Below are 22,435 nucleotides of genomic sequence, written 5' to 3'. Positions count from 1 at the left end.
GTTCAGGGACGAAGCGACAAGATGACGGCCAATCAACCCGATCCTTCATGGCCCCTGCTTCGCCGCATGACCCGCACGGTCGTGGTGGTCGACCTGGTCGAGTCCGTCAGGCTGATCGCACACGACGAAGAAGGCACGGTGCGGCGCTGGCAGGCCTTCGTTCACGAGGTCGTGACCCGATTGCTGCCCGAGCACGGCGGCCGGCTGGTCAAGCGCATGGGCGACGGTTTGATGCTGGAGTTCGAAAGCGTCCCCCCCGCCATCCGCTGCACGCTGGACATGTTCACCACCCTCGCGGCCCATTCACCGCCCGCTGCGTCGCCCTCGGCGATGCGGCTGCGGGCGAGCGCCCACGTGACGGACGTCATCGTCGATGAGCACGACCTGTATGGCGCAGGCGTCAATCTCGCGGCGCGCCTGCTGCAGCTGGCCGAGCCCGGGGGCATCGTCGTGTCGGGCGAGGTGCGCGACCGGCTCGTGCCGGGGCTCGACGCCGAAGTGGAAGACCTCGGCGAGTGCTACCTCAAGCACATCGACGAACCCGTCCGCGCACACCGCCTGAGCCCGCCACCTGCAGAAGCCGCGTGGATGCCGCCCATGATCGCCAACGCGCTGCGCCCCGCCATCGCCGTGGTGCCGTTCGATGCTCCGAACCAGGACGCGATGCAGCAGCTGCTCGGCGATGCCGTCGCCGACGAACTGATCGCGTCGCTGTCCCGCAGCCCGGAACTGACGGTCGTCTCGCGCCTGTCGACCAGCGTGTTCCGCGGGCGCGCCGGTGCCCTGCCGAGCATCCGCACGCACCTGCGCGCCGACTACGTGCTGGCCGGCACGATGCACATCGTCAACGAGCGGCTGCGCCTGGTCGTCGAGCTGACCGAGGCGACGAGCGCCAAGGTGGTCTGGGCCGGGGAGGTTCGCGGCAGCGTGCCCGGGGTGTTCAGCGGCGACGACCCGATGGTGCACGACCTCACCCACCGCGTCTGCTCGGCCCTGGCCCGGCGCCAGGTCGAGCGCGCACGCCGCGAACCGCTCGCCACGCTGGAGAGCTACTGCCTGCTGATGGCGGCGGTGAACCTGCTGCACGGGACGGCCTGGCACGATTTCGATCGTGCGCGGGAGATGCTCGAGCACCTCGTCGACCGCGACCGCCGGCATGCCGCGCCGCACGCCTGGCTGGCCAAGTGGCACGTGATGCGCGTCCAGCAGGGCTGGTCGACGGACATGCGGCGCGACACCAGCCTCGCGCTCGATTGCACGCGGCGCGCGCTGGACATCGATCCCGCCTCGTCGCTGTCGCTGGCGATCGACGGCTTCGTGCACTGCAACCTGATGAAGGACCTGGACGGCGCGGCACAACGCTACGAGCTTGCGCTGGCCGAGAACCCGAGCGAGCCGCTGGCGTGGCTCTTCAGCGGCACGCTGCATGCGTTCAAGGGCGAGGGCGGGCCCGCGGTGCACGCCGCCGAGCGCGCGCTCGCGCTGTCGCCGCTGGATCCGATGCGCTATTTCTTCGAGTCGCTCACGGCCACCGCGGCCCTCGCCGACGGCCAGTACGAGCGCACCATCGAACACGCGAAGCGCTCCCTCAAGCTGCACCGCACGCACACCTCCACGCTGCGCGCGATGGCCATCGCCCAGGTCCAGCTGGGGCGCCTGGACGAAGCGCGCGAAACGGTGCGTGCGCTGATGGTGCTGGAGCCGCAGCTGACGATCAGCGGGTATCTGGATCGCTCGCCGAGCAGCGGCTTCGCGACCGGCAAGCTGTGGTCGGACTCGTTGGCGGCGGCCGGCGTTCCCGCCTCTTAGCGGCAGCGCGCGGCGCCGGGGCCGCCCGGCATACAAGCACACAGGGGGAAGCATGTTCAAGTCGAGGCAGTTCGTGTTCGAGAGCGTGTTCGGCGGCGCGCGGGGGCTGGGCGGTGCCGGAGGGGCGGGGGGCGCCGGCGGCGCGGGCGGAGCCGGTGGCGCAGGCGGAGCTGGCGGGGCTGGCGGGGCTGGCGGGGCTGGCGGCGCCGCAGGTGACAGCCCTCTCGATGTGGGGGGTGCCCTCGGCAACCGAGACGGCATCGTCGGCAGCACGCTGGATGCCACGCTCACGCCCGCGCCGTTGGCCGGCCTGCGCGCGAGCGTCGATGCCGTCGAGCCACTGGCGCACTGGGAGGCCTGGGTGCGCGGCACGGTGTTCGATGTCGAACTGCTCGCGCCGCTGCAATTCGCCGTCGCCGGCAACCGAGGCCTCGAACTGTCGTGCCGCGACGCGAAGGACGTCCCGCGGCCGCTGGTGCGATTGCTGCGGCCTGTCGCGGAGGATTCCGACGGCATGCGCCAGCAGCTGCAGTTCGTGCTCGACTATGCCGACCTGCGCAGCGACCGGCAGGTCGAGATCCAGTCGCAGATCCCGCAGTTGATGACCTACTGGGCCGCCATCGCCGGGTTGCGCCCGGACCGCCACCGCTGGACGATGGAACTGCTCGGCGCGGCGGTTCGCTTCGCCATCGCGGTCGAGCTGCGCTTCAAGCATGCGCTGGCGCTGGCCCGGCCGGTCGAGCTCTCGCCCAAGGTGCAGCCGATGATCCTGACGCCCGGGCACAGCTCCTTTCCGAGCGGGCACTCGACCGAAGCGCATTGCGCGGCCCGGGTGTTGATGGCGCTGCGCGGCGTCGACGACCAGGGCGACGGCCTGGGCGCGATGCTGTTGCGGCAGGCTGCGCGCATCGCCGTCAACCGCACCATCGCCGGCGTCCACTACCCCGTCGACAGCCGGGCGGGCCAGGTGCTCGGCACCTGCCTGGCGGAGTACATCGTCGGCCGCTGCGCCGACCTGGCACTGGGTTCCTCGGGGCACCTGCCGCCCTTCAGCAGCCACACGGCCAGGGAGTTCGATGCCGAGGCCTATCTGCTGAAGGACTTCCAGGCTCCGGTGAGCGGCAGCGACAGCAACCAGGTGGATCGGGACGGAGAAGGCCTCAAGCTGGGCGCTGCGCACACGCCCGTTCCCTCCAAGGCGATGTCCTGGCTGTGGCTGCACGCCTCGGCCGAGTGGCGCTGAAATGGCGGCGAACATTGCCGGCGCCGCGGTGCTGCCGCTGGCCGATGCCTATCTGCCCTGGGCCCGGGCGACGAACTTCCGCGACGCCCTGCTCCCGGGGGCGCGGGGAGAGTGGCACTGGCTGCTGCTCGAGCTGTCGGAAACCACCTCGGCCAGCGAGTTCGCCTTGGCCGCCCGGCAGTCGGCGCGAGACGACCTTCGCGTGCCTGCTCAGTACGTGAATCCTCCGCAGGGGCTGGAGCGATCACGGTACTGCACCGCAGCTTGTTCGCCGCGCTTTCTCGCGTCGCTCGCCGGCGAGGGCGGGGCCGTGCCTGGGGGCGAATTGCTGTCGAAGATCCAGCGCTTCGAGATCGGCTTCGTCGCGTCGGATCTGCCCGACCCCGATGCTGCGCCGCCGGTGGCGCAGTCGCAGGGCGGGGCTGCGGCGGGTGTGGTCGTGGGCATCGTCGACGATGGCCTGGCGATCGCCAACGAGCGCTTCCGGTCGTTCGCCAACGGCCGCCACGCCACGCGGCTGCTGGCCTTCTGGGACCAGCACCAGCGTGCCGATCCCTCGAGCCCGTGGGTCCATGGTCGGGTGTTCGGTCAGGCGGACCTGAAAGCGCGCTTCGCGGCGCTGCCCGCCGCCGCCGGACCGGCCGACGAGGCCCTGCTCTACGCCGGCATGGGCTACACGGAAGTGCGCCATCGCGTCACGCACGGCACCCATGTCATGGATCTCGCCTGTGGCGCCGACCCGCGCGATCCCGCAGCGCCGCCGATCGTGGCCGTGCAACTGCCCGGCGGCTCGATTGCCGACACTTCCTGTGCCTCGTCGACGGCCTTCATGCTCGATGCCATCCGCTTCGTGCTGGCCACGGCCGATGCCGCCGTGTCGCCCGGCGAGCGCTGCCCCGTGGTCATCAACCTGAGCATCGGCAACATCGCCGGGCCGCACGACGGCAGCTCCATCTTCGAGCAGGCGCTGGACGAACTGATCGGCCTGCGCAGCGATTGCGACGTGGTGCTGGCCGCGGGCAACAGCTACCAACTGCGCTGCCACGCCTGGATCGACCTGCCGCCGGGCAGCGCCATGACCTTGAACTGGCAGATCCAGCCAGGCGACGGCACGCCGAGCTTCCTGGAGCTCTGGTTCACCGATCCCGCCGGCGCGAATGGCGTCGGCGACATCGGCGGCATCCGCCTGACGGTCACGCCGCCCGGCGGGCAGCCGATCGAGGTGCCGCACGGCCAGCCGGTCGCGGTGCCGGGCGAGAAGGGGCAGGCCGTGGCCATGCTCAGCCTGCAGCAGCAGGTGGCCAACGGCCGCAAGGGCATGGGGCTGCTCGCCGTGGCGCCGACGCAGTGCACGGGCGAGTGGACGGTGGCGGCCCCCAGCGGCGCCTGGCGGGTGACTCTGCACAACGCCGGCACCACCGCGCTCGAATGCAATGCCTTCGTCCAGCGAGACGATGCGCCGCTCGGGCGGCCGACGCTGGGGCGCCAGTCCTACCTGAACGACGAAGACTACCGGCGTTTCGATGCGCGCGGCGCGGTGGAGGTGCTCGACTCCGACGCTGCCTACGTGCGCCGCGTCGGCACGCTGAACGGCCTGGCCAGCGGCGACAGGGTCCACGTGGCTGGCGGCGCGCTCACCGACCGCGAAGGTGGTGCCACGGCGGCGCGCTACTCGTCGGTGCCATTGCAGGCGAGCGAGCCATCGCGCTGGCGTGTGCTGGCCGTCACCGAGGATTCCCCGGTGCTCAAGGGCGTGCTGGCGGCAGGCACGGCCAGCGGCTCGTGTGTTGCCCTCAGCGGCACGAGCATGGCGGCCCCGCAACTGACGCGCTACATCGTCGACAAGTCGCGCACGGTGGTGCTGCCGACCCGCACCATCGAGGACTTCCAGGGCCATCCGGTGCCGGCGGTGCCGCTGGCACCGCAACAGCGGGAGCGCTGGCGTCGCCGGCGGGGCGATCCGGCGTGAGTGCCCGGCGCGTTCACCAGCGATCCGGCAATCTGGCGACGATGCGCGCGCCGTCCGCTGCGTTCGTGACGTAGCCGCCGCGCTCCAGGTCCTTCATCAGCCGGCTGATCATCTCCCGCGAACAGCCGACGCGACTGGCGATCTCGGCATGGGTCAGGTGCTCGGCAATCAGCCCGCTGCCGTCGGGCTGCGGCGCGGCCAGGCTTTCGAGCAGGCGGGCCACGCGCCCATAGACATCGAGCAGCGCCATGCTGCGCGCGCTTTGCGTGGCCAGGCGGGCGCGGTGGATCACGCGCTCGAGCAGCTCGAAGGCGAACGCCGGGTGGGCGGCAATGTGTTCCTGCAGCGTGTGCCGCGTGATCACCGCGCACACCGCGGCCTCCTGCGCCACCACCGATGCCGAGCGCGGCCCGCCGTCCAGGCTCATCTCGCCGAGGTACTCGCCCGGGCCGTAGATGCCATAGACGATCTCGCGCCCGCGGTCGTCGGCGGAAGAGGCACGCAGCCGGCCGGCCAGGATGATGTACAGCGTGTCGCCGAAGGTGCCTTCCTCGATCAGCCGCTGGTGCTTGCGGAAGCGCTTGACCTCGCCGCGTTGCGCCAGAGCGCGCAGCGAGTCGGGGAGCCGGTCGAACAGGGCGGATTCGGCGAGGTTGGGCACGCGGCGCGGCCCGGGCCCGTGATGGCCCGCCGACCGCAGGCGCAATCGTAGCGGCCGCGGCGGCTGGGGCTGCGCGCTGCCAGGTGCGCTCAGGCGAGCGCCATGTCGTGCAACAGCGGCAGGCGTTCGGCACCGCTGCGCAGCCGGCCCATCAGCGGCGGCAGCACCGCCACCTGCGCGAGCAGCGCGCGGATGCTCGCCGCGCCGGTCTTCAGCCGGATGCTGCTGATCTGCGAGCGCACCGTGCTCAGCGCCACGCCGTGCATCGCCGCGATCTCCGAAGGCCGCGAGCCGGCGCACAGGGCCGCCAGCACCCGCGCTTCGCCGCCGGTCAGCCGGTGCAGCCGCGCGAAGCCCTGCACGGCGAGGTCGGCGCCCATCTGGCGCTTGCCCAGGATGACCAGCGTCGCGCCCGGCATGCCCAGCGGCACCACCGACACGCTGACCTGCTGTGCGCCGTCGCCGAGCGTGAGCAGGCGGCGCAGTCCTCGGCCCTGTGCGTCGTGCAGCGCCGCATGGAGCTGCTGGGCATCGGCGCTGCGGCGGGCGCGCAGCTCGCCGTGCAGCAGCACCAGCGGATGCTGGGCGTCGAGCTCGGCGAGCGCCGCCTCGTTGGCGTGGTGCGCGGCGCCATTCGCACCGACGAGCACGATGCCGTAGTCGATCTCGTCGAGCGCGGCGGAGAGCCAGCGCCACAGCGTCAGCGTGGCGCCGCGGCGCTCGGGCCCGCGGTAGGGCTGGTCGTGCGCTGGCGGCACGGTGGGCGAAGGGGCGTCGCTGGCGGCGACGCGGGAGAGCAGGTCGAACATGGGGGCTCCTCCTCGACGGCACAGCGGGTCCCGCACCGTTGGAAGTGAGCTTAGGTAACAGCGCTTCGCGCAGGCGGTGAATATTCACCGGCCGCGCGGGAATCCGCGCTCAGGTGCCGCCGACGAACGGGTTGCTGCGCCGCTCCTGGCCGAAGCTGCTCTGCGGCCCGTGGCCGGGCGTGAAGCGAACGTCGTCGCCCATCGGCCACAGCCGCGTGGTGATCGAGCGCACCAGCGTGTCGAAGTCGCCCTGCGGGAAATCAGTGCGGCCGATGCTGCCGGCGAACAGCACGTCGCCGACGAAGGCGTGCTTCGTCGTCGGCTCGAAGAACACCACGTGCCCCGGCGTGTGCCCCGGGCAGTGGCGCACCTGCAGCTTGCAGCCGCCCACGCGCACCGAGTCGCCGTCGTGCAGCCAGATCGTCGGGCTGAAGGCCTCGGCCGGCGGGAAGCCGAACATGTGGCTCTGCTGCGGCAGCGCGTCGATCCAGAACTGGTCGGCCTCGTGAGGGCCGATGATCGGCAGGCCGAGCGTGCGCGCCAGCGTGCCGGTGGCGCCGGCGTGGTCGATGTGCGCGTGCGTCAGCCAGAGCTGCTCGAGCGTCAGGCCGAGTTCCTTCACCGCGGCGAGCAGCAGCGGGATATCGCCGCCGGGGTCGATCAGGGCGGCCTGCTTCGTCTCGTCGTCCCAGACCAGCGAACAATTTTGCTGAAAAGGTGTCACGGGGAGGGTGCGGTGGCGAAAGCTCATTCATCGCTCCAGCGGAACACGGCACGGGCGCGTTCGCGCGTGGCCTCGATGCGCCGCGCATTGGGTTCGTCCGTCTGTGCCACCCAGTCGGTCGCCTGCTCGGCGCTGCGGCCGAACTGCCGATGGCGGGCGACGAGCCGGTCCGTGCGCAAGACCGGGTCGATGTCGACGTACCAGCAGTCGTCGAGCAGCTGGGCAATGCCGGCCCAGGGGCCGTCGTCCAGCAGCAGGTAGTTGCCTTCGGTGATCACCAGCCGCGTGTCCGGCAGCACGGCGATGGCGCCGGCGATCGGCTCCTCGATCTCGCGGCGGAACTCGGGCGCGTAGACGATCTCGTCGGTGCGCTCCCGCTCTCGCAGCCGCTGCAGCAGGGCCAGGTAGCCGGCGGCATCGAAGGTGTCGGGCGCGCCCTTGCGGCCGGCGCGGCCCAGCCGGGCGAGCTCGAGGTTGGCGAGGTGGAAGCCGTCCATCGGCACGACCTGCGCCACGCCGGGAAACGCGCCGAGCAGCGCCTGCGCGAGCGTGGACTTGCCGGCGCCGGGCGGGCCGACGAGGCCGAGCAGGCGGCGCCCGCCCTGGGCAAGAAGCGCGTCGACACGGGCGAGGAACGGGGCGGGGATCGGATGGCTCACAGCCCGCACTGTAGGGCCTCAGAATGGCATCTCCCGCCACCGACCCGTCGATCATGAGCGCCACCCCACTTCTCGAAACCCTCGAAGGCGAGACCGGCCCGAACCCCGCCGCCAGCATCATCGTGCTGCACGGCCTGGGCGCCGACGGCAACGACTTCGTGCCGATCTGCGAGGAGCTCGACCTCGACGCCGTCGGCCCGGTGCGCTTCATCTTCCCGAACGCGCCGGTGCGCCCGGTGACGATCAACGGCGGCTACCGCATGCGCGCCTGGTACGACATCCTCGGCACCGACCTGCAGCGCAGCGAAGACGAAGCCGGCCTGCGCGAATCGTGCGCGGCCATCACCGCGCTGCTCGATCGCGAGCGCGAACGAGGCGTGGCGGCGAACCGCATCGTGCTGGCCGGCTTCTCGCAGGGCTGCGCGATGACGCTGATGGCCGGGCTGCGCTACGGCGAGCGGCTGGCCGGGCTGGCCGGGATGTCGGGCTACCTGCCGCTGGCCGACACCACGGCGGCCGAGCGCAGCCCTGCGAACCACGACGTGCCGATCTTCCTGGCCCACGGCACGCAGGACCCGGTGGTGGCGCTGCAGCGCGGCACAGCGTCGCGCGACAGGCTGGCAGCGCTGGGGCACGGCGTCGAGTGGCACGACTACCCGATGGAGCATTCGGTATGCCCTGAAGAGGTGGCCGACCTGAACCGCTGGTTGCTGAAGGTGCTCTCTACAGCGTGAAGTCGTAGTCGATCACCAGCGGGGCGTGGTCCGAGAAGCGCTGCTCGAGGTAGATGTGCTCGCTCTTCGCCTTCTTTGCCAGAGCCGGCGTGGCCAGGTGGTAGTCCAGCCGCCAGCCGACGTTCTTCGACCAGGCCTGGCCGCGGTTGCTCCACCACGTGTACTGCTCGGGGTGCGGGTTGAGCGTGCGGAAGACGTCGACCAGGCCGATCTCCTCCAGCGCATGGGTCATCCAGGCGCGCTCTTCCGGCAGGAAGCCGCTGTTCTTCTGGTTGCTCCTCCAGTTCTTGAGGTCGATCTCCTTGTGCGCGATGTTGATGTCGCCCACGAGGATGAACTCGCGCTCGGCCTTCAGCTTGATCAGGCGCGGCGCCATCAGTGCCAGGAAGCGGAACTTGGCCTGTTGGCGCTCCTCGCTGCTGGATCCGCTCGGGAAGTAGCAGCTGATGATCGACAGCTTGCGGCGGGCGTTGTCGAAGCGCGCCTCGACGTAGCGGCCCTCGGCGTCGAACTCCGCGTTGCCGATGCCGGTGATCACCGCGCTGGGCTTCTTGCGGGTGTACAGGCCCACGCCGGAGTAGCCCTTCTTGTCGGCGAAGTGGAAGTGCCCGGTCAGCCCGGCGACGACCTCGAAGCGCCCGGCCACGTCGGCCGCTTGCGCCTTGATCTCCTGCACGCCCATACAATCGGCCGCCACGCCCTCGGCCCAGGCCTCGAAGCCCTTGGTGGCCGCCGAGCGGATGCCGTTCAGATTGAGTGTGACCAGACGGAACACTGAAAGTCTCCGATGACGACCCGCCCCACGACCGACCCCCTCGCCCAGGACTTCGTGAGGTTCGCGGTCGAAGCCGGCGTGTTGCGGTTTGGTGAGTTCAAGACCAAGGCGGGGCGTCTGTCGCCCTACTTCTTCAACGCCGGCCTGTTCGACGACGGCGCCAAGCTGGGCCGCCTCGCGGAATTCTATGCGCGGCGCCTGATCGCCTCGGGCCTGCAGTTCGACATGCTGTTCGGCCCGGCCTACAAGGGCATCACGCTGGCCGCGGCGGTGGCGATCGAGCTGGCGCGCCAGGGCCGCAACGTGCCCTTCGCCTACAACCGCAAGGAAGCAAAAGATCACGGCGAGGGCGGCACGCTGGTCGGCGCAAAGGTGGCCGGGCGCGTTCTCATCATCGACGACGTGATGTCTGCCGGCACGTCGGTGCGCGAATCCATCGCGATGATTCACGCCGCGGGGGCGACACCCTGCGGCGTGGCGATCGCCCTGGACCGCCAGGAGAAGGCGACCGATGGGGGTGCGGACACACCCTGGTCGGCTGTGCAGTATGTCCAGCAGCAGCTCGGTCTGGAGGTGGCGGCCATTGCGACGCTTTCTGACTTGCTGCAATACTTGCAGTCCAACGCCGACGGGGCCCTGAGCGCGCATTTCGGCGCCGTGGCCGCGTACCGCGAACGATACGGAGTCTGAATGCGAGTTTCGGCCACGGCCCATGCCCTTGTCGCCGCCACCGTGCTGGTGGCCGGCGGGGCCATGCCGACGGTGGCTTCGGCGCAGGGCACGCAGAAGAGCGCGGGCATCTACAGCTGCATCGACGCCAACGGCAAGAGGCTCACATCGGACCGGCCGATCCCCGAGTGCGCCAGTCGTGACCAGCGCCTGCTCAATTCCGACGGCTCGATCCGCCAGGTCGTGCCGCCGGTGCCCACCGCCGACGAACGTGCGGCGATCGAGGCGCGCCAGCAGGAAGAGGCGCTCGCCCGAGCCGTGCAGCGCGAAGCGATCCGCCGCGACCGCAACCTGCTGCAGCGCTTCCCGAGCGAGGCCGCGCACAACAAGGCGCGCCAGGCGGCGCTGGAAGACACGCGCAAGGCGCTGCGTGTTTCCGAGACCCGGCTGGCCGCGCTCGAGAAGGAGCGCAAGCCGCTGCTGGACGAATCCGAGTTCTATGTCGGCAAGCAGTTGCCGCTCAAGCTTCGTCAGCAGATCGACGGCAACGACGCCGCCACCGAGGCGCAGCGAGACCTGCTGCAGAACCAGAAGGCCGAGCTGGTGCGGGTCAACGAACTCTACGATCTGGAGCTCGAGCGCCTGCGCAAGCTCTGGTCGGGCGCCCAGCCAGGCTCGCTGGGGGCGTTGCCACCGGCCGAAGTGGCGTCGGCGCCACGCAAGTCGGCGGCCAAGTAGCCGCCGCCGCTCGCAGGACCGGGCTCAGCCGAGCTTCTTCTTCAGCAGCTCGTTCACCTGGGTCGGGTTGGCCTTGCCCTTGGTGGCCTTCATGGCCTGGCCGACCAGCGCGTTGAAGGCCTTGTCCTTGCCGGCGCGGTATTCCTCGACCGACTTGGCGTTGGCCGCCAGCACCTCGTCGACGATGCGCTCGAGTTCACCACTGTCGGACATCTGCTTGAGGCCCTGCGCCTCGATCACGGCATCGACCTCGCGGCCGGCGCCGGTCCACAGTGCGTCGAACACCTGGCGTGCGCCGTTGTTCGAGATGGTGCCGTCGACGATGCGGCCGATCAGTGTGGCCAGTTGCGCCGCGGTCACCGGGCTGGACTCGATCGTGCCGTCGGCGGCATTGAGCCGCCGAGACAGCTCGCCCATCAGCCAGTTCGCCACCAGCTTGGCCTGGCCGCAGGCCTTCGCCGCGGTCTCGAAGAATGCAGCGGTGGCCTTGGACTGCGTCATCATCGCCGCGTCATAGGCAGGCAGACCGTAGTCGCGCTGGAAGCGATCCGCCATCAGGCGCGGCAGCTCGGGCATCTCGGCGCGCACGCGCTCCACCCACTGCGCAGCGATCACCAGGGGCGGCAGGTCGGGGTCGGGGAAGTAGCGGTAGTCGTGCGCGTCTTCCTTGGTGCGCATGGCGCGTGTCTCGCCGATGTCGGGGTCGAACAGCACGGTGGCCTGCTGGACGCGGCCGCCATCCTCGATCAGGTCGATCTGCCACTGCACCTCGTAGTCGATCGCCTGCTGAAGGAACTTGAAGCTGTTCAGGTTCTTGATCTCGCGGCGCGTGCCGAACGGCGCGCCGGGGCGGCGCACCGACACGTTGGCGTCGCAGCGGAACGAGCCTTCCTGCATGTTGCCGTCGCAGATGTCCAGCCACACCACCAGCGCGTGCAGCGCCCTCGCGTACTCGGCCGCTTCGACGCTCGAGCGCATGTCGGGCTCGGTGACGATCTCCAGCAGCGGCGTGCCGGCGCGGTTCAGGTCGATGCCGGTCAGGCCGTGGTAGTCCTCGTGCAGCGACTTGCCAGCGTCCTCCTCGAGGTGCGCGCGGGTGAGGTTGACCACGTGCTGGCGTTCGCCGATGAAGAACTCGACGCGGCCGCCCTGCACGACGGGCGTCTCGTACTGGCTGATCTGGTAGCCCTTGGGCAGGTCCGGGTAGAAGTAGTTCTTGCGCGCGAAGATCGACAGCGGCGCAACGGTGGCGCCCACCGCCAGGCCGAAGCGGATGGCGCGCTCGACGGCGCCGCGGTTCATCACCGGCAGCGTGCCGGGCAGCGCCAGGTCGACCGGCGAGGCCTGGGTGTTGGGCGCGGCGCCGAACTGCGTGCTCGAGCCGCTGAAGATCTTCGAGCGGGTGGACAGCTGGGCGTGCGTCTCCAGGCCGATGACGACCTCGTATCCGCGGATCAGGGTGGGGCTGCTGCTCATGGTGCTCAGAATCCCGCCGGCACGCGCGCGTGCCAGTCGGTGGCTTGCTGGAAGGCGTGCGCCGCGTGCAGCAGCGTGCCTTCCTGGAAGTAGTTGCCGATCAGCTGCAGGCCCACGGGCATCTGCCCTTCGCCGAAGCCCGCCGGCACGCTCATGCCCGGCAGGCCGGCCAGGCTGGCCGGCAGCGTGAAGATGTCGGCCAGGTAGGCGGCCACCGGGTCGTCGCCCTGCGCGCCGAGCTTCCAGGCGACGCTGGGCGCCACCGGGCCGGCGATCACGTCGCACTGCGTGAAGCAGCGCTGGAAGTCGTCGGCGATCATGCGGCGCAGCTTCTGCGCCTGCAGGTAGTAGGCGTCGTAGTAGCCGTGCGAGAGCACGTAGGTGCCGATCATGATGCGGCGCTTGACCTCGGCGCCGAAGCCCTCGCTGCGGCTCTTCTTGTACATGTCGAGCAGGTCGGTGTACTTCGCCGCGCGGTGGCCATAGCGCACGCCGTCGAAGCGCGACAGGTTCGAGCTCGCCTCGGCCGGCGCGATGATGTAGTACACCGGGATCGACAGCTCGGTGCGCGGCAGGCTCACGTCGACCAGCGTGGCGCCGAGCTTCTCGAGCTCGGCCAGCGCGGCGCGCACGGCGCCGTTCACGTCGGCCGCCAAGGCGGCGGGGAAGAACTCCTTCGGCAGGCCGATGCGCAGCCCGGCCAGCGGCTGTGCCGCCGAAGCGCCGAGGCGCGGGGCGAGCATCTGCGCGTGGAAATCCTGGGCCGGGCGCTGCGCGCTGGTCGAATCGCGCTCGTCGAAGCCGCTCATCGCCGACAGCAGCAGCGCGCAGTCGGCTGCCGAGCGCGCCATCGGGCCGGCCTGGTCGAGGCTGGAGGCGAACGCCACCATGCCGTACCGCGAGCACACGCCATAGGTCGGCTTGATGCCGGTGATGCCGGTGAAGCTCGCCGGCTGGCGGATCGAGCCGCCGGTGTCGGTGCCGGTGGCTGCGGGCACCAGCCGTGCCGCCACGGCCGCCGCCGAGCCGCCCGACGAGCCGCCGGGCACGCGGCCGGTGTCCCAGGGGTTGCGCACTGCGCCGTAGGCGGAGTTCTCGTTCGACGAGCCCATCGCGAACTCGTCGCAGTTGAGCTTGGCCAGCGTCACCGTGCCCGACTCGGTCAGGCGGGCGACCACCGTGGCGTCGAAGGGGCTGCGGTAGCCCTCGAGCATCTTCGAGCCGGCGGTGGTCGGCAGCTCGGCGCTGACGAAGATGTCCTTGTGGGCGATCGGCACGCCCAGCAGGGCGCCGGCCTCGCCGCCGGCGCGCCGGGCATCGGCCGTCGCGGCCTGCGCCAGCGCGAGTCCGCGGTCGCTGGCCAGCACGGCGCCCAGCGCGGCATGCCGGTCCAGGCGCTCCAGCAGCGCCGTGGTCGCCTCGACGCTGGACAGCGCGCGCGACGCCAGCGCCTGGCCCAGTTCGGCCACGCCCATCTCGTGCACGGCCTTCATTCGATCACCTTGGGCACGAGGAACAGGCCGTCTTCCACCGCCGGCGCGCTGCGCTGGTTGACGCTGCGCCGGTCGGATTCGGTCACCGCGTCGTCGCGCAGGCGCAGGCTGACCTCCTGCGCCGCCGACAGCGGCGTGTACAGCGGCTCGACGCCAGTGGTGTCCACCGCGCCCATCTGCTCGACGATCGAAAAGAAGCCGTTGAGCTGGGTCAGCAGCGAGGCCTGCTCGGCGCCGGACAGCTCGAGCCGGGCGAGGTGGGCGATGCGACTCACGTCTTGGGGGGTCAGGGCCATGAAACGTCGGTGCGGAAACAGGGTGAAAACGCGCGGCCTGCACCCCGGTGGAGGCAGGCCGATGGGGTATTATCCCCGGTTATCCACAAGCCCTCGCGGCCCGCGCCCAGCCTTGGTTTGCGGGGCCAAAGGAACGAAACAGCCAACCCCAATCGACCGCATCACCGAGCCCGACCCGATGGTCCGGCGGCGTGCAGGTCGAGAGCTCCCCACACCATGTTCGGATCCTTTCGTCGCTACTTCTCGACGGACCTGGCCATCGACCTGGGCACCGCCAACACGCTGATCTATGTGCGTGGCAAGGGCATCGTGCTCGACGAGCCGTCCGTCGTCGCCATCCGCCATGAAGGCGGCCCCAACGGCAAGAAGACCATCCAGGCCGTCGGTGCCGAGGCCAAGGCCATGCTCGGCAAGGTGCCGGGCAACATCGAGGCCATCCGCCCGATGAAGGACGGCGTGATCGCCGACTTCACCGTCACCGAGCAGATGCTCAAGCAGTTCATCAAGATGGTCCATCCGCGCGGCATCCTGAAGCCGAGCCCGCGGATCATCATCTGCGTGCCCTGCGGCTCGACCCAGGTCGAGCGCCGCGCGATCCGCGAATCGGCGCTGGGCGCCGGCGCCAGCGAGGTCTACCTGATCGAGGAGCCGATGGCCGCGGCGATCGGCGCCGGCCTGCCGGTGTCGGAAGCCTCCGGCTCGATGGTCGTCGACATCGGCGGCGGCACCACCGAGGTCGGCGTCATCTCCCTGGGCGGCATGGTCTACAAGGGTTCGGTGCGGGTGGGCGGCGACAAGTTCGACGAAGCCATCATCAACTACATCCGGCGCAACTACGGCATGCTGATCGGCGAGCCGACGGCCGAGGCCATCAAGAAAAGCATCGGCAGCGCCTTCCCCGGCTCCGAGGTCAAGGAGATGGAGGTCAAGGGCCGCAACCTCTCCGAGGGTGTGCCGCGCAGCTTCACGATCTCCTCCAACGAGATCCTGGAAGCGCTGACCGACCCGCTCAACCAGATCGTCTCGAGCGTGAAGAACGCGCTCGAGCAGACGCCGCCCGAACTCGGCGCCGACATCGCCGAGCGCGGCATGATGCTCACCGGCGGCGGTGCGCTGCTGCGCGACCTGGACCGCCTGCTCGCCGAGGAGACCGGCCTGCCCGTGCTGGTGGCGGAAGACCCGCTGACCTGCGTGGTGCGTGGCTGCGGGATGGCGCTGGAGCGCATGGAGCGACTCGGCTCCATCTTCACTTCCGAGTGAGCGTGATGGACCGAACGGGCCGGCGCGTGCGTCACGTGGCCGGCCTTTTCACTTCCGAAGCCTGAGAACGCAGTCCCGGCCATGTCCCTCGGCACCCTCGACAGGACCCCGCCGCCCTTCTTCCGGCAGGGCCCGTCAGCGCTGACCAAGCTGACCTTCTTCTCGGCGCTGGCGCTGCTGCTGATGGTGGCCGACACACGTTTCCAGATCACCCAGCCGGTGCGCGCCGTGATCGCCACCGTGCTGCACCCGGTCGAGCGCACGCTGCTCGTTCCGGTGGCGGCCTGGGAGGGCGGCAGCGACTATCTGGTCGGCCTGCAGAAGGCCCTGACCCAGGCCGACGCGGCCCGGCGCGATCTCGCGCGCCAGGCCGAGCGCTCGCTGCGCCTGGAGCAGGTGGAGGCCGACAACCGGCGCCTGCGCGCGCTGCTCGAGCTGCGCCCGGCCCTGACGGTGCGCTCGCTGGCCGCCGAAGTGCTCTACGACGCGCCCGACGCGTTTTCGCGCAAGGTCGTCATCGACCGCGGCGCCACCCACGGCGTGGCGATCGCCTCGCCGGTGGTCAACGAGGCGGGCGTGCTGGGCCAGGTGACCCGCGTCTATCCGCTGTCGTCGGAAGTCACCCTGCTCAACGACAAGGACGCCGCGATCCCCGTGCTCAACACGCGCAACCAGGTGCGCAGCGCGGCATTCGGCGTTCGCAACGGCATGGAGCTGCGCTTCATGGCCGGCAACGCCGACGTGCAGGTCGGCGACCTGCTGAGCACCTCCGGCGTCGACGGCATCTATCCGCCGGGCCTGCCGGTGGCCAAGGTGACCCTGGTGGACCGCAAGATCGACACCAGCTTCGCGCGCATCGTGCTCGAACCGGTGGCGCTGTCCGACGCCGTGCGATACGTGCTGGTGCTCGAACCGGTGGGGATGCAGATGCCGGCCAAGCCGGAGCCTGTGCCCGAGGACACGAAGCCGGCGCCGAAGAAGGGGGGCCGGCGATGATCATGCCGCGTGGCGACACCCTGCTGCTGCCGGCCAACCCGCTGTTCGTCTGGCTGACGCTGGTGCTGGCGTTCGTGTTCAACCTGGTGCCGCTGGGCCGCGTGCCGGCGATGCCGGACTTCCTGGCCGTCGTGCTGGTGTTCTGGAACGTGCACCAGACGCGCCGCATCGGCGTGGGCGTGGCCTTCCTGTTCGGCCTGGCGATGGACGTGCACGACGGCGCCGTGCTCGGCCAGCACGCTCTGGCCTACACGCTGCTGAGCTTCTTCGCCACCACCATCCACCGCCGGCTGCTGTGGTTCACGGTGCCCTCGCAGGCGCTGCAGATCCTGCCGCTGTTCTTCGCTGCGCACCTGGTGTCGCTGGTGGTTCGCCTGATGGCCGGCGGCATGTTCCCCGGCTGGGATCTGCTGCTCGCGCCGGTGTTCGAGGCGCTGTTGTGGCCTTTGGTCACATGGGTGCTGCTCGCGCCGCAACGCAGGCCCCCCGATCCGGATCAGAATCGACCGCTGTGACCGAGATCCGCAACGTCGAGCAAGAGCTGTCGCGCTTCAACGCGCGGCTGCTGGCCGCGGCCGCGTTCGTGCTCGTGGGCTTCGGCCTGCTCGGCGCACGGCTGGTGCACCTGCAGGTCGTCAAGCACGAGGAGCTTTCCACCCAGGCCGAGAACAACCGCATCGCAGTGGTGCCCATCGTGCCCAATCGCGGCCTGATCGTCGACCGCAATGGCGTCGTGCTGGCCAACAACTACTCGGCCTACACGCTGGAGATCACGCCGTCGAAGGTCACCGACCTCGATTCGCTGGTCGACCGTCTCGGCGAGGTGGTCGACATCCAGCCGCGCGACCGCAAGCGGTTCAAGCGGCTGATGGAAGAGAGCAAGAGCTTCGAATCGCTGCCGATCCGCACCAAGCTGACCGACGACGAGGTGGCGCGCTTCACCGCGCAGCGCTTCCGCTTCGCCGGCGTGGACATCAAGGCACGGCTGTTCCGCAACTACCCGCTGGGCGAGACAGGCAGCCATCTGCTGGGCTACATCGGCCGCATCAACCAGGCCGAGAAGGAAGCCATCGACGACACCGAGGACGCCGCCAACTACCGCGGCACCGAGTACATCGGCAAGCTCGGTGTCGAGCAGAGCTACGAGGCCGAGCTGCACGGCATCACCGGCGTCGAGGAGGTCGAGACCAGCGCCGCGGGCCGCCCGGTGCGGCGCCTGAAGAGCAACCCGGCCACGCCGGGCAACAAGGTGGTGCTGTCGATCGACATCCGGCTGCAGGCGCTGGTCGAGCAGATGTTCGGCGACCGGCGCGGCGCACTCGTCGCGCTGGATCCGCGCAGCGGCGAAGTGCTCGCCTTCGTCAGCAAGCCCACCTTCGACCCGAACCTGTTCGTCGATGGCATCGACAGCGAGTCGTGGAAGGAGCTCAACGAGTCCGTCGACAAGCCGCTGCTGAACCGGGCGCTGCGCGGCACCTACCCGCCGGGATCGACCTTCAAGCCCTTCATGGCGATCGCCGCGCTGAACAGCGGCAAGCGCAGCCCCAGCCAGGTGATCTTCGACGGCGGCACGTTCCAGTTCGGCAACCACACCTTCCGCAGCCACGGCGATGCCGGCCTGGGGCCGGTGGACATGGTGCGCAGCATCGTCAAGTCGAGCAACGTCTACTACTACTCGCTGGCCAACGAGATGGGTGTCGACCTGATGCACGATCAGCTCGAGCCCTTCGGCTTCGGCCGCAAGACCGGCATCGACGTCGAGGGCGAGGTCACCGGCCTGCTGCCCTCCACCGAATGGAAGCGCAAGGCCTACAAGAAGCCCGAGCAGCAGAAGTGGTACGCCGGCGAGACCATCTCGCTGGGCATCGGCCAGGGCTACAACAACTTCACCATGCTGCAGCTGGCCAGCGCCACGGCGACGCTGGTGTCCGGCGGCCAGCGCTACAAGCCGCGACTGGTGCGCGAGGTGGAGGACGTGGTCACCGGCGAGCGCCGCGTGCTGGTCAACGACGCGCTGCCGCCGCTGCCGCTCAAGCCCGAACACGTGGAGCTGATCAACCGTGCGTTGTACGGCGTGACGCAGGAGGGCACCTCGGTGCGCTCCTTCCTCGGCGCCACCTACAAGAGCGGCGGCAAGACCGGCACCGCGCAGGCCATCGGCGTGAAGGCCAACGAGAAGTACAACGCCGCAAAGCTCGAGGAGGCCCAGCGCGACCACTCGCTGTACATGGCATTCGCGCCGCTGGAGGCGCCCAGCATCGCGGTGGCGGTGATCGTCGAGAACGCGGGCTGGGGCTCCGACTCCGCTGCGCCGATGTCGCGCCGCGTGTTCGACTACGTGCTCAACGGCACCGTGCCCAGCGAGGAGGATCTGGCGCTCACCCGCGAGGGCAAGTCGACCACGCCGGTGGGCAAGCCGCGGCCCGCCATCGAGGTGCTGCTGCCCGGTGCCGCCGCGATCGCGCTGCCGCCGGCGGTGCCGGCGACGCAGCGCGTCGCACAGGGCGAGTCGCAGGGCGCGCCCGCGAAATGAACACCCGCACCCGCCCCGCGCCAATGAACGTCGCCTTCGAGCGGCCATCGATCCTGCAGCGCATCGCGCCGGTGTTCACCGGCTTCGACGGCCCGCTGTCGCTGGCCATCCTGCTGCTGGCCGGCGCTGGCCTGCTGACGATGTTCTCGGCCGGCTTCGACCACGGCACGCGCTTCGTCGACCACGGGCGCAACATGCTGATCGCCTTCGGCATCCTGTTCGTCGTCGCGCAGGTCCCGCCGCAGAAGCTGATGGCACTGGCCGTCCCGCTGTACCTGGTGGGCGTGGCGCTGCTGGTGGCCACGGCGATCTTCGGCATCACCAAGAAGGGCGCGACGCGCTGGCTCAACCTGGGCATGGTGATCCAGCCCAGCGAGATCCTGAAGATCGCCATGCCGCTGATGCTGGCCTGGTGGTTCCAGCGGCGCGAGGGCCAGCTGCGCGCGCCGGACTTCGTTGTCGCCCTGCTGCTGCTGGGCGTGCCGGTGGGCCTGATCGTCAAGCAGCCTGACCTGGGCACGGCGATCCTGGTGCTGTCGGCCGGCATGTACGTGATCTTCTTCGCCGGCCTGTCGTGGCGGCTGATCGTGCCGGTGCTGGTGATGGCCGTGGTGGCCATCAGCGCGCTGGTGCTCTCTGCCGACAGCATCTGCGAACCGGGCGTGAAATGGCCGCTGCTGCGCGACTACCAGAAGCACCGCGTGTGCACCCTGCTCGATCCGAGCAAGGACCCGCTGGGCAAGGGCTTCCACACCCTGCAGGGCATGATCGCCATCGGCTCGGGTGGCATCGAGGGCAAGGGCTTCATGAAGGGCACGCAGACGCACCTGGAGTTCATCCCGGAGCGCACCACCGACTTCATCTTCGCCGCCTTCGCCGAGGAGTTCGGCCTGGCCGGCTGCGTGGCGTTGCTGCTGGGCTTCGTCTTCCTGATCTTCCGCGGCCTGATGATCGCCGCCGACGCGCCGACGATGTTCACGCGATTGCTCGCCGGCTCGATCACGCTGAGCTTCTTCACCTATGCCTTCGTCAACATGGGCATGGTCAGCGGCATCCTGCCGGTCGTGGGCGTGCCGCTGCCGTTCATCAGCTATGGCGGCACCGCGATGGTGACGCTGGGCCTCGGCCTGGGCATCCTGATGTCGGTGGCGAAGAGCCGGCGGTTGGTGCAGTCGTGAACCCGTTGCCAGCAGTCGCCGTCCTCGGCGTCGGGAACATGGGGATGGGCATGGCGCTGCGGCTGCGTGACCGCGGCTACACCGTGCAGGTGCGCGACATCGACCCGGCGCGAGAGGCGCTGGCGCGAAGCGAAGGACTGACGGTGTGCGCTTCAGCGGCCGCTGCGGCCGCCGGAGCGCGCTGCGCGATCGTGGCGGTGGTCGATGCTGCGCAGGCCGACGCGGTGCTGTTCGGCACCGATGGTGCAGCCGCCGGGCTGTCGCCGGGCGCGGCCGTGATGCTGTGCCCGACGATCGCGCCACACGACACCGAAGCGCTATGCGCGCGCGTGCTCGCACAGGGGCTGGATCCGATCGACTCGCCCATGTCCGGCGGCCCGCAGCGCGCTCGCGAGGGCACGATGAGCCTGATGGTGGCCTGCGCCGATTCGGCCTTCGAGGCACAGCGCCCGCTGATCGAGGCGCTCTCGAACGCCGTGTTCCGACTCGGCCCGCGGGTGGGCGACGGTGCGCGCGTCAAGCTGGTCAACAACCTGCTGGCGGGCATCAACCTGGCAGGTGCGGCCGAGGCACTGGCGCTGGCCGAGCGTGCCGGGCTGGACGCGTCACTGATGCTCGACGTGATCGAGCGCTCCAGCGGCCAGAGCTGGATCGGCTCGGACCGCATGCGTCGCGCTCTCGCCGGCGACCTGGCGCCGCGCGCGCACACGACACTGCTGAACAAGGACACCCACCTCGCGCTGGACATGGCGCGCCGGCTCGGCACCGACACGCCGGTGGGTGCGCAGGCGGCGGCGCTGTTCGCGCGCGCCTGCGACGGTGGATTCGCCTCGTTCGACGACGCCAGCCTGCTCGAACTGCTACGCCGCGACGGCCTTTGACCCGGGTTCGTCGTCCGTCCGTGCGCCGGCGGCCGGGAAGCGCAGCGTGAAGCGTGCGCCCGGCCCGAAAGCGGCGCCGCCCTGGTCGCTCAGGCCAGGGCGATGGCGCAGGTTGGCATCCTCGAGCTGGATGTGCGCGCCGTGCTGCACGGCGATCTCGCGCACGATGGCCAGACCCAGGCCGCTGCCGTCGACGTCGGTTCCCAGCGTGCGGTAGAACGGCCGGAACACCTTCTCGCGCTCGGCCACCGGGATGCCGGGGCCGGAATCTTCCACCTGCAGCACCACCACCTGGCCGAACGGGTCATCGACGATGCGCGCCGTCACCGTGCCGCCAGCCGGCGTGTACTGCAGCGCGTTGTCGACCAGATTGCGGATCAGCTCGCGCAGCAGCAGCGGGTTGCCGCTGACCGTGGCGCCCTTGTCGTTGAGCGCGCCGCGGCCGGCTTCGGGCCCCTCGTAGCCGAGGTCGATGCGCTTTTCGAGCGCGCGCGGCACGAAATCGCGGACCGTCTCGATCGCCAGCCGCGCGAGGTTGACGTTCTGCCGCTGCGCCTCCTGGCCCTGGTTCTCCGCGCGTGCCATGGCCAGCAGCTGATTGACCATGTGCGCCGCGCTCTGGCTCGAATGGGCGATCTGCTGAAGCGACTTCTTCAGCGCCTGCGGCTCGTGCTGGCCGGCATCGATCTCGCGCTGGGCCAGCTCGGCCTGCGTGCGCAGCCCGGCCAGGGGCGTCTTCAGCTGGTGCGCCGCGTCGGCGAGGAAGTGTTTCTGCGCGCCGATGGACTGGTCCAGGCGCGCCAGCAGGTCGTTGATCGCGCGCACCAGCGGCGACACCTCCTCCGGTGCCTCGCGCTCGTCGATCGGCGAGAGGTCGCTGCTGTCGCGTCGTCGGATGCGCTGCTGCAGCTCGTTGAGCGGCGCGATGCCGCGCACCAGCGCCAGCCACACCAGCAGGACCGCCAGAGGCAGGATGACGAACTGCGGCAGGATCACGCCCTTGATGATCTCGGTGGCCAGGCGCGAGCGCTTGCCCAGCGTCTCGGCCACCTGCACCAGGGCCAGCGGCGGATCGCCGTTGCGGCCGGGCAGCGCCACCCACGCATAGGCGATGCGCAGGTCGTCGCTGTTCATCTCGCCGTCGCGAAAGCGCACCTCGTCGACCACGACCGGCTCGTCGTCCGGCGGCAGGGGCAGGCTGCGTTCGCCGCTGAGCAGCTCGCCGCGCAGGCCGAGCACCTGGTAGTAGATGTCGTCGGCCTCGTCGGCGTGCAGGAGCTCCGTGGCACCGGTGGGCAGCGTGAACGCCGCGCTGCGCGCGCCTTCAGGGGACTGGCGCAGCACCACCTGCTTGGAAAGCACCCGCGTCATCTCGGCGAGATCACGGTCGAAGGGCTTGTTGGCGATGTTCTGCGCCACCAGCCAGGTCAGCGCCACGCTCATCGGCCACAGCAGCAGCAGCGGCGCGAGCATCCAGTCGAGGATCTCGCCGAACAGGGAGCGTTGTTCCTTGGTGCCGGGCATGGGCGGTC

General features: G+C 70.2%; 21 protein-coding genes. 12 read left to right on the top strand and 9 right to left on the bottom strand.

Translation table 11 applies throughout. From position 1 onward, the window contains the following. Positions 1–66: 66 nt before the first annotated feature. The 3 genes from HZ992_RS22935 to HZ992_RS22925 are packed head-to-tail and all read left to right on the top strand — an operon-like array spanning position 67 to position 5,021. Positions 67–1,809: a tetratricopeptide repeat protein gene (locus HZ992_RS22935; protein WP_245213241.1), complete on the top strand. Its 1,743-nt coding sequence runs from the start codon at positions 67–69 to the stop codon at positions 1,807–1,809. A 52-nt stretch (positions 1,810–1,861) separates the two neighbouring features. After that, positions 1,862–3,052, top strand: a complete 1,191-nt coding sequence (locus HZ992_RS22930) for a phosphatase PAP2 family protein (RefSeq protein ID WP_209384120.1) — start codon at positions 1,862–1,864, stop codon at positions 3,050–3,052. 1 nt (position 3,053) lies between these two features. After that, the gene (locus HZ992_RS22925) at positions 3,054–5,021 is read left to right on the top strand and encodes a S8 family serine peptidase (RefSeq protein ID WP_209384119.1); all 1,968 of its coding nucleotides are present in this window, start codon (positions 3,054–3,056) and stop codon (positions 5,019–5,021) included. 13 nt (positions 5,022–5,034) lie between these two features. On the opposite strand, the gene HZ992_RS22920 is transcribed toward HZ992_RS22925, so the two are convergent. The 4 genes from HZ992_RS22920 to HZ992_RS22905 form a co-directional block, all read right to left on the bottom strand. Continuing rightward, positions 5,035–5,682 (bottom strand): Crp/Fnr family transcriptional regulator, encoded by a 648-nt coding sequence (locus HZ992_RS22920; protein WP_209384117.1) that lies wholly within the window; start codon positions 5,680–5,682, stop codon positions 5,035–5,037. A gap of 89 nt (positions 5,683–5,771) precedes the next feature. Further along, positions 5,772–6,491 (bottom strand): helix-turn-helix transcriptional regulator, encoded by a 720-nt coding sequence (locus tag HZ992_RS22915; RefSeq protein WP_209384116.1) that lies wholly within the window; start codon positions 6,489–6,491, stop codon positions 5,772–5,774. Positions 6,492–6,600: 109 nt separating this feature from the next. Beyond that, positions 6,601–7,242 (bottom strand): MBL fold metallo-hydrolase, encoded by a 642-nt coding sequence (locus HZ992_RS22910; RefSeq protein ID WP_209384114.1) that lies wholly within the window; start codon positions 7,240–7,242, stop codon positions 6,601–6,603. Beyond that, positions 7,239–7,874, bottom strand: coding sequence for a nucleoside/nucleotide kinase family protein (locus tag HZ992_RS22905; protein WP_245213240.1), 636 nt, complete (start codon positions 7,872–7,874; stop codon positions 7,239–7,241). The genes HZ992_RS22910 and HZ992_RS22905 overlap by 4 nt, the downstream gene beginning before the upstream one ends. 23 nt (positions 7,875–7,897) lie before the next feature. Here HZ992_RS22905 and HZ992_RS22900 point away from each other — a divergent pair, with 23 nt between their 5' ends. Continuing rightward, complete coding sequence (locus tag HZ992_RS22900; RefSeq protein WP_371816766.1) at positions 7,898–8,608, top strand: alpha/beta hydrolase; 711 nt, start codon at positions 7,898–7,900, stop codon at positions 8,606–8,608. Here HZ992_RS22900 and HZ992_RS22895 read toward each other — a convergent pair. Then, positions 8,598–9,383, bottom strand: a complete 786-nt coding sequence (locus HZ992_RS22895; protein WP_209384111.1) for an exodeoxyribonuclease III — start codon at positions 9,381–9,383, stop codon at positions 8,598–8,600. The two genes, HZ992_RS22900 and HZ992_RS22895, sit on opposite strands and share 11 nt — an antisense overlap. Before the next feature lie 12 nt (positions 9,384–9,395). On the opposite strand from HZ992_RS22895, the gene pyrE reads away from it, so the two are divergent. Together pyrE and HZ992_RS22885 are read left to right on the top strand one after the other, a co-directional pair. Further along, on the top strand, positions 9,396–10,073 hold the full coding sequence (gene pyrE / locus HZ992_RS22890) for an orotate phosphoribosyltransferase (protein WP_209384110.1): 678 nt from the start codon (positions 9,396–9,398) through the stop codon (positions 10,071–10,073). Beyond that, positions 10,074–10,790, top strand: coding sequence for a hypothetical protein (locus tag HZ992_RS22885; RefSeq protein WP_209384109.1), 717 nt, complete (start codon positions 10,074–10,076; stop codon positions 10,788–10,790). A gap of 24 nt (positions 10,791–10,814) precedes the next feature. Here the strand turns inward: HZ992_RS22885 and gatB are convergent, their stop codons facing one another. From gatB to gatC, 3 genes are read right to left on the bottom strand one after another with little or no spacing between them, the layout of a single operon-like run. Further along, positions 10,815–12,266: an Asp-tRNA(Asn)/Glu-tRNA(Gln) amidotransferase subunit GatB gene (gene gatB / locus HZ992_RS22880; protein WP_209384108.1), complete on the bottom strand. Its 1,452-nt coding sequence runs from the start codon at positions 12,264–12,266 to the stop codon at positions 10,815–10,817. 5 nt (positions 12,267–12,271) lie between these two features. Continuing rightward, on the bottom strand, positions 12,272–13,759 hold the full coding sequence (gatA, locus tag HZ992_RS22875; RefSeq protein WP_209384107.1) for an Asp-tRNA(Asn)/Glu-tRNA(Gln) amidotransferase subunit GatA: 1,488 nt from the start codon (positions 13,757–13,759) through the stop codon (positions 12,272–12,274). Further along, positions 13,756–14,055: an Asp-tRNA(Asn)/Glu-tRNA(Gln) amidotransferase subunit GatC gene (gatC, locus tag HZ992_RS22870; RefSeq protein WP_209384106.1), complete on the bottom strand. Its 300-nt coding sequence runs from the start codon at positions 14,053–14,055 to the stop codon at positions 13,756–13,758. Before gatC ends, gatA begins: the two co-directional genes overlap by 4 nt. Positions 14,056–14,271: 216 nt before the next feature. Between gatC and HZ992_RS22865 the strand changes: the two genes are divergently transcribed. From HZ992_RS22865 to HZ992_RS22840, 6 genes are all read left to right on the top strand, one after another. Then, a complete protein-coding gene (locus HZ992_RS22865) occupies positions 14,272–15,315 on the top strand; it encodes a rod shape-determining protein (protein ID WP_209384105.1) in 1,044 nt (347 codons plus the stop codon). Positions 15,316–15,396: 81 nt separating this feature from the next. After that, on the top strand, positions 15,397–16,311 hold the full coding sequence (gene mreC / locus HZ992_RS22860) for a rod shape-determining protein MreC (RefSeq protein WP_209384104.1): 915 nt from the start codon (positions 15,397–15,399) through the stop codon (positions 16,309–16,311). Beyond that, complete coding sequence (mreD, locus tag HZ992_RS22855; RefSeq protein WP_209384102.1) at positions 16,308–16,826, top strand: rod shape-determining protein MreD; 519 nt, start codon at positions 16,308–16,310, stop codon at positions 16,824–16,826. Before mreC ends, mreD begins: the two co-directional genes overlap by 4 nt. Then, positions 16,823–18,844, top strand: coding sequence for a penicillin-binding protein 2 (gene mrdA / locus HZ992_RS22850; protein ID WP_209384100.1), 2,022 nt, complete (start codon positions 16,823–16,825; stop codon positions 18,842–18,844). The genes mreD and mrdA overlap by 4 nt, the downstream gene beginning before the upstream one ends. 23 nt (positions 18,845–18,867) lie before the next feature. Then, positions 18,868–20,022, top strand: a complete 1,155-nt coding sequence (gene rodA, locus HZ992_RS22845) for a rod shape-determining protein RodA (RefSeq protein ID WP_209387281.1) — start codon at positions 18,868–18,870, stop codon at positions 20,020–20,022. Beyond that, complete coding sequence (locus HZ992_RS22840) at positions 20,019–20,903, top strand: NAD(P)-dependent oxidoreductase (RefSeq protein ID WP_371816765.1); 885 nt, start codon at positions 20,019–20,021, stop codon at positions 20,901–20,903. Before rodA ends, HZ992_RS22840 begins: the two co-directional genes overlap by 4 nt. Here the strand turns inward: HZ992_RS22840 and HZ992_RS22835 are convergent. Further along, the gene (locus tag HZ992_RS22835) at positions 20,883–22,427 is read right to left on the bottom strand and encodes a sensor histidine kinase (RefSeq protein ID WP_209384097.1); all 1,545 of its coding nucleotides are present in this window, start codon (positions 22,425–22,427) and stop codon (positions 20,883–20,885) included. The genes HZ992_RS22840 and HZ992_RS22835 overlap by 21 nt on opposite strands. Positions 22,428–22,435: the final 8 nt, after the last annotated feature.

The organism is Rhizobacter sp. AJA081-3, assembly GCF_017795745.1.
Lineage (GTDB): Bacteria > Pseudomonadota > Gammaproteobacteria > Burkholderiales > Burkholderiaceae_C > Piscinibacter.
The sequence above is the reverse complement of the archived record's forward strand: the minus strand, read 5'-3'. Positions and strand labels throughout refer to the sequence as shown.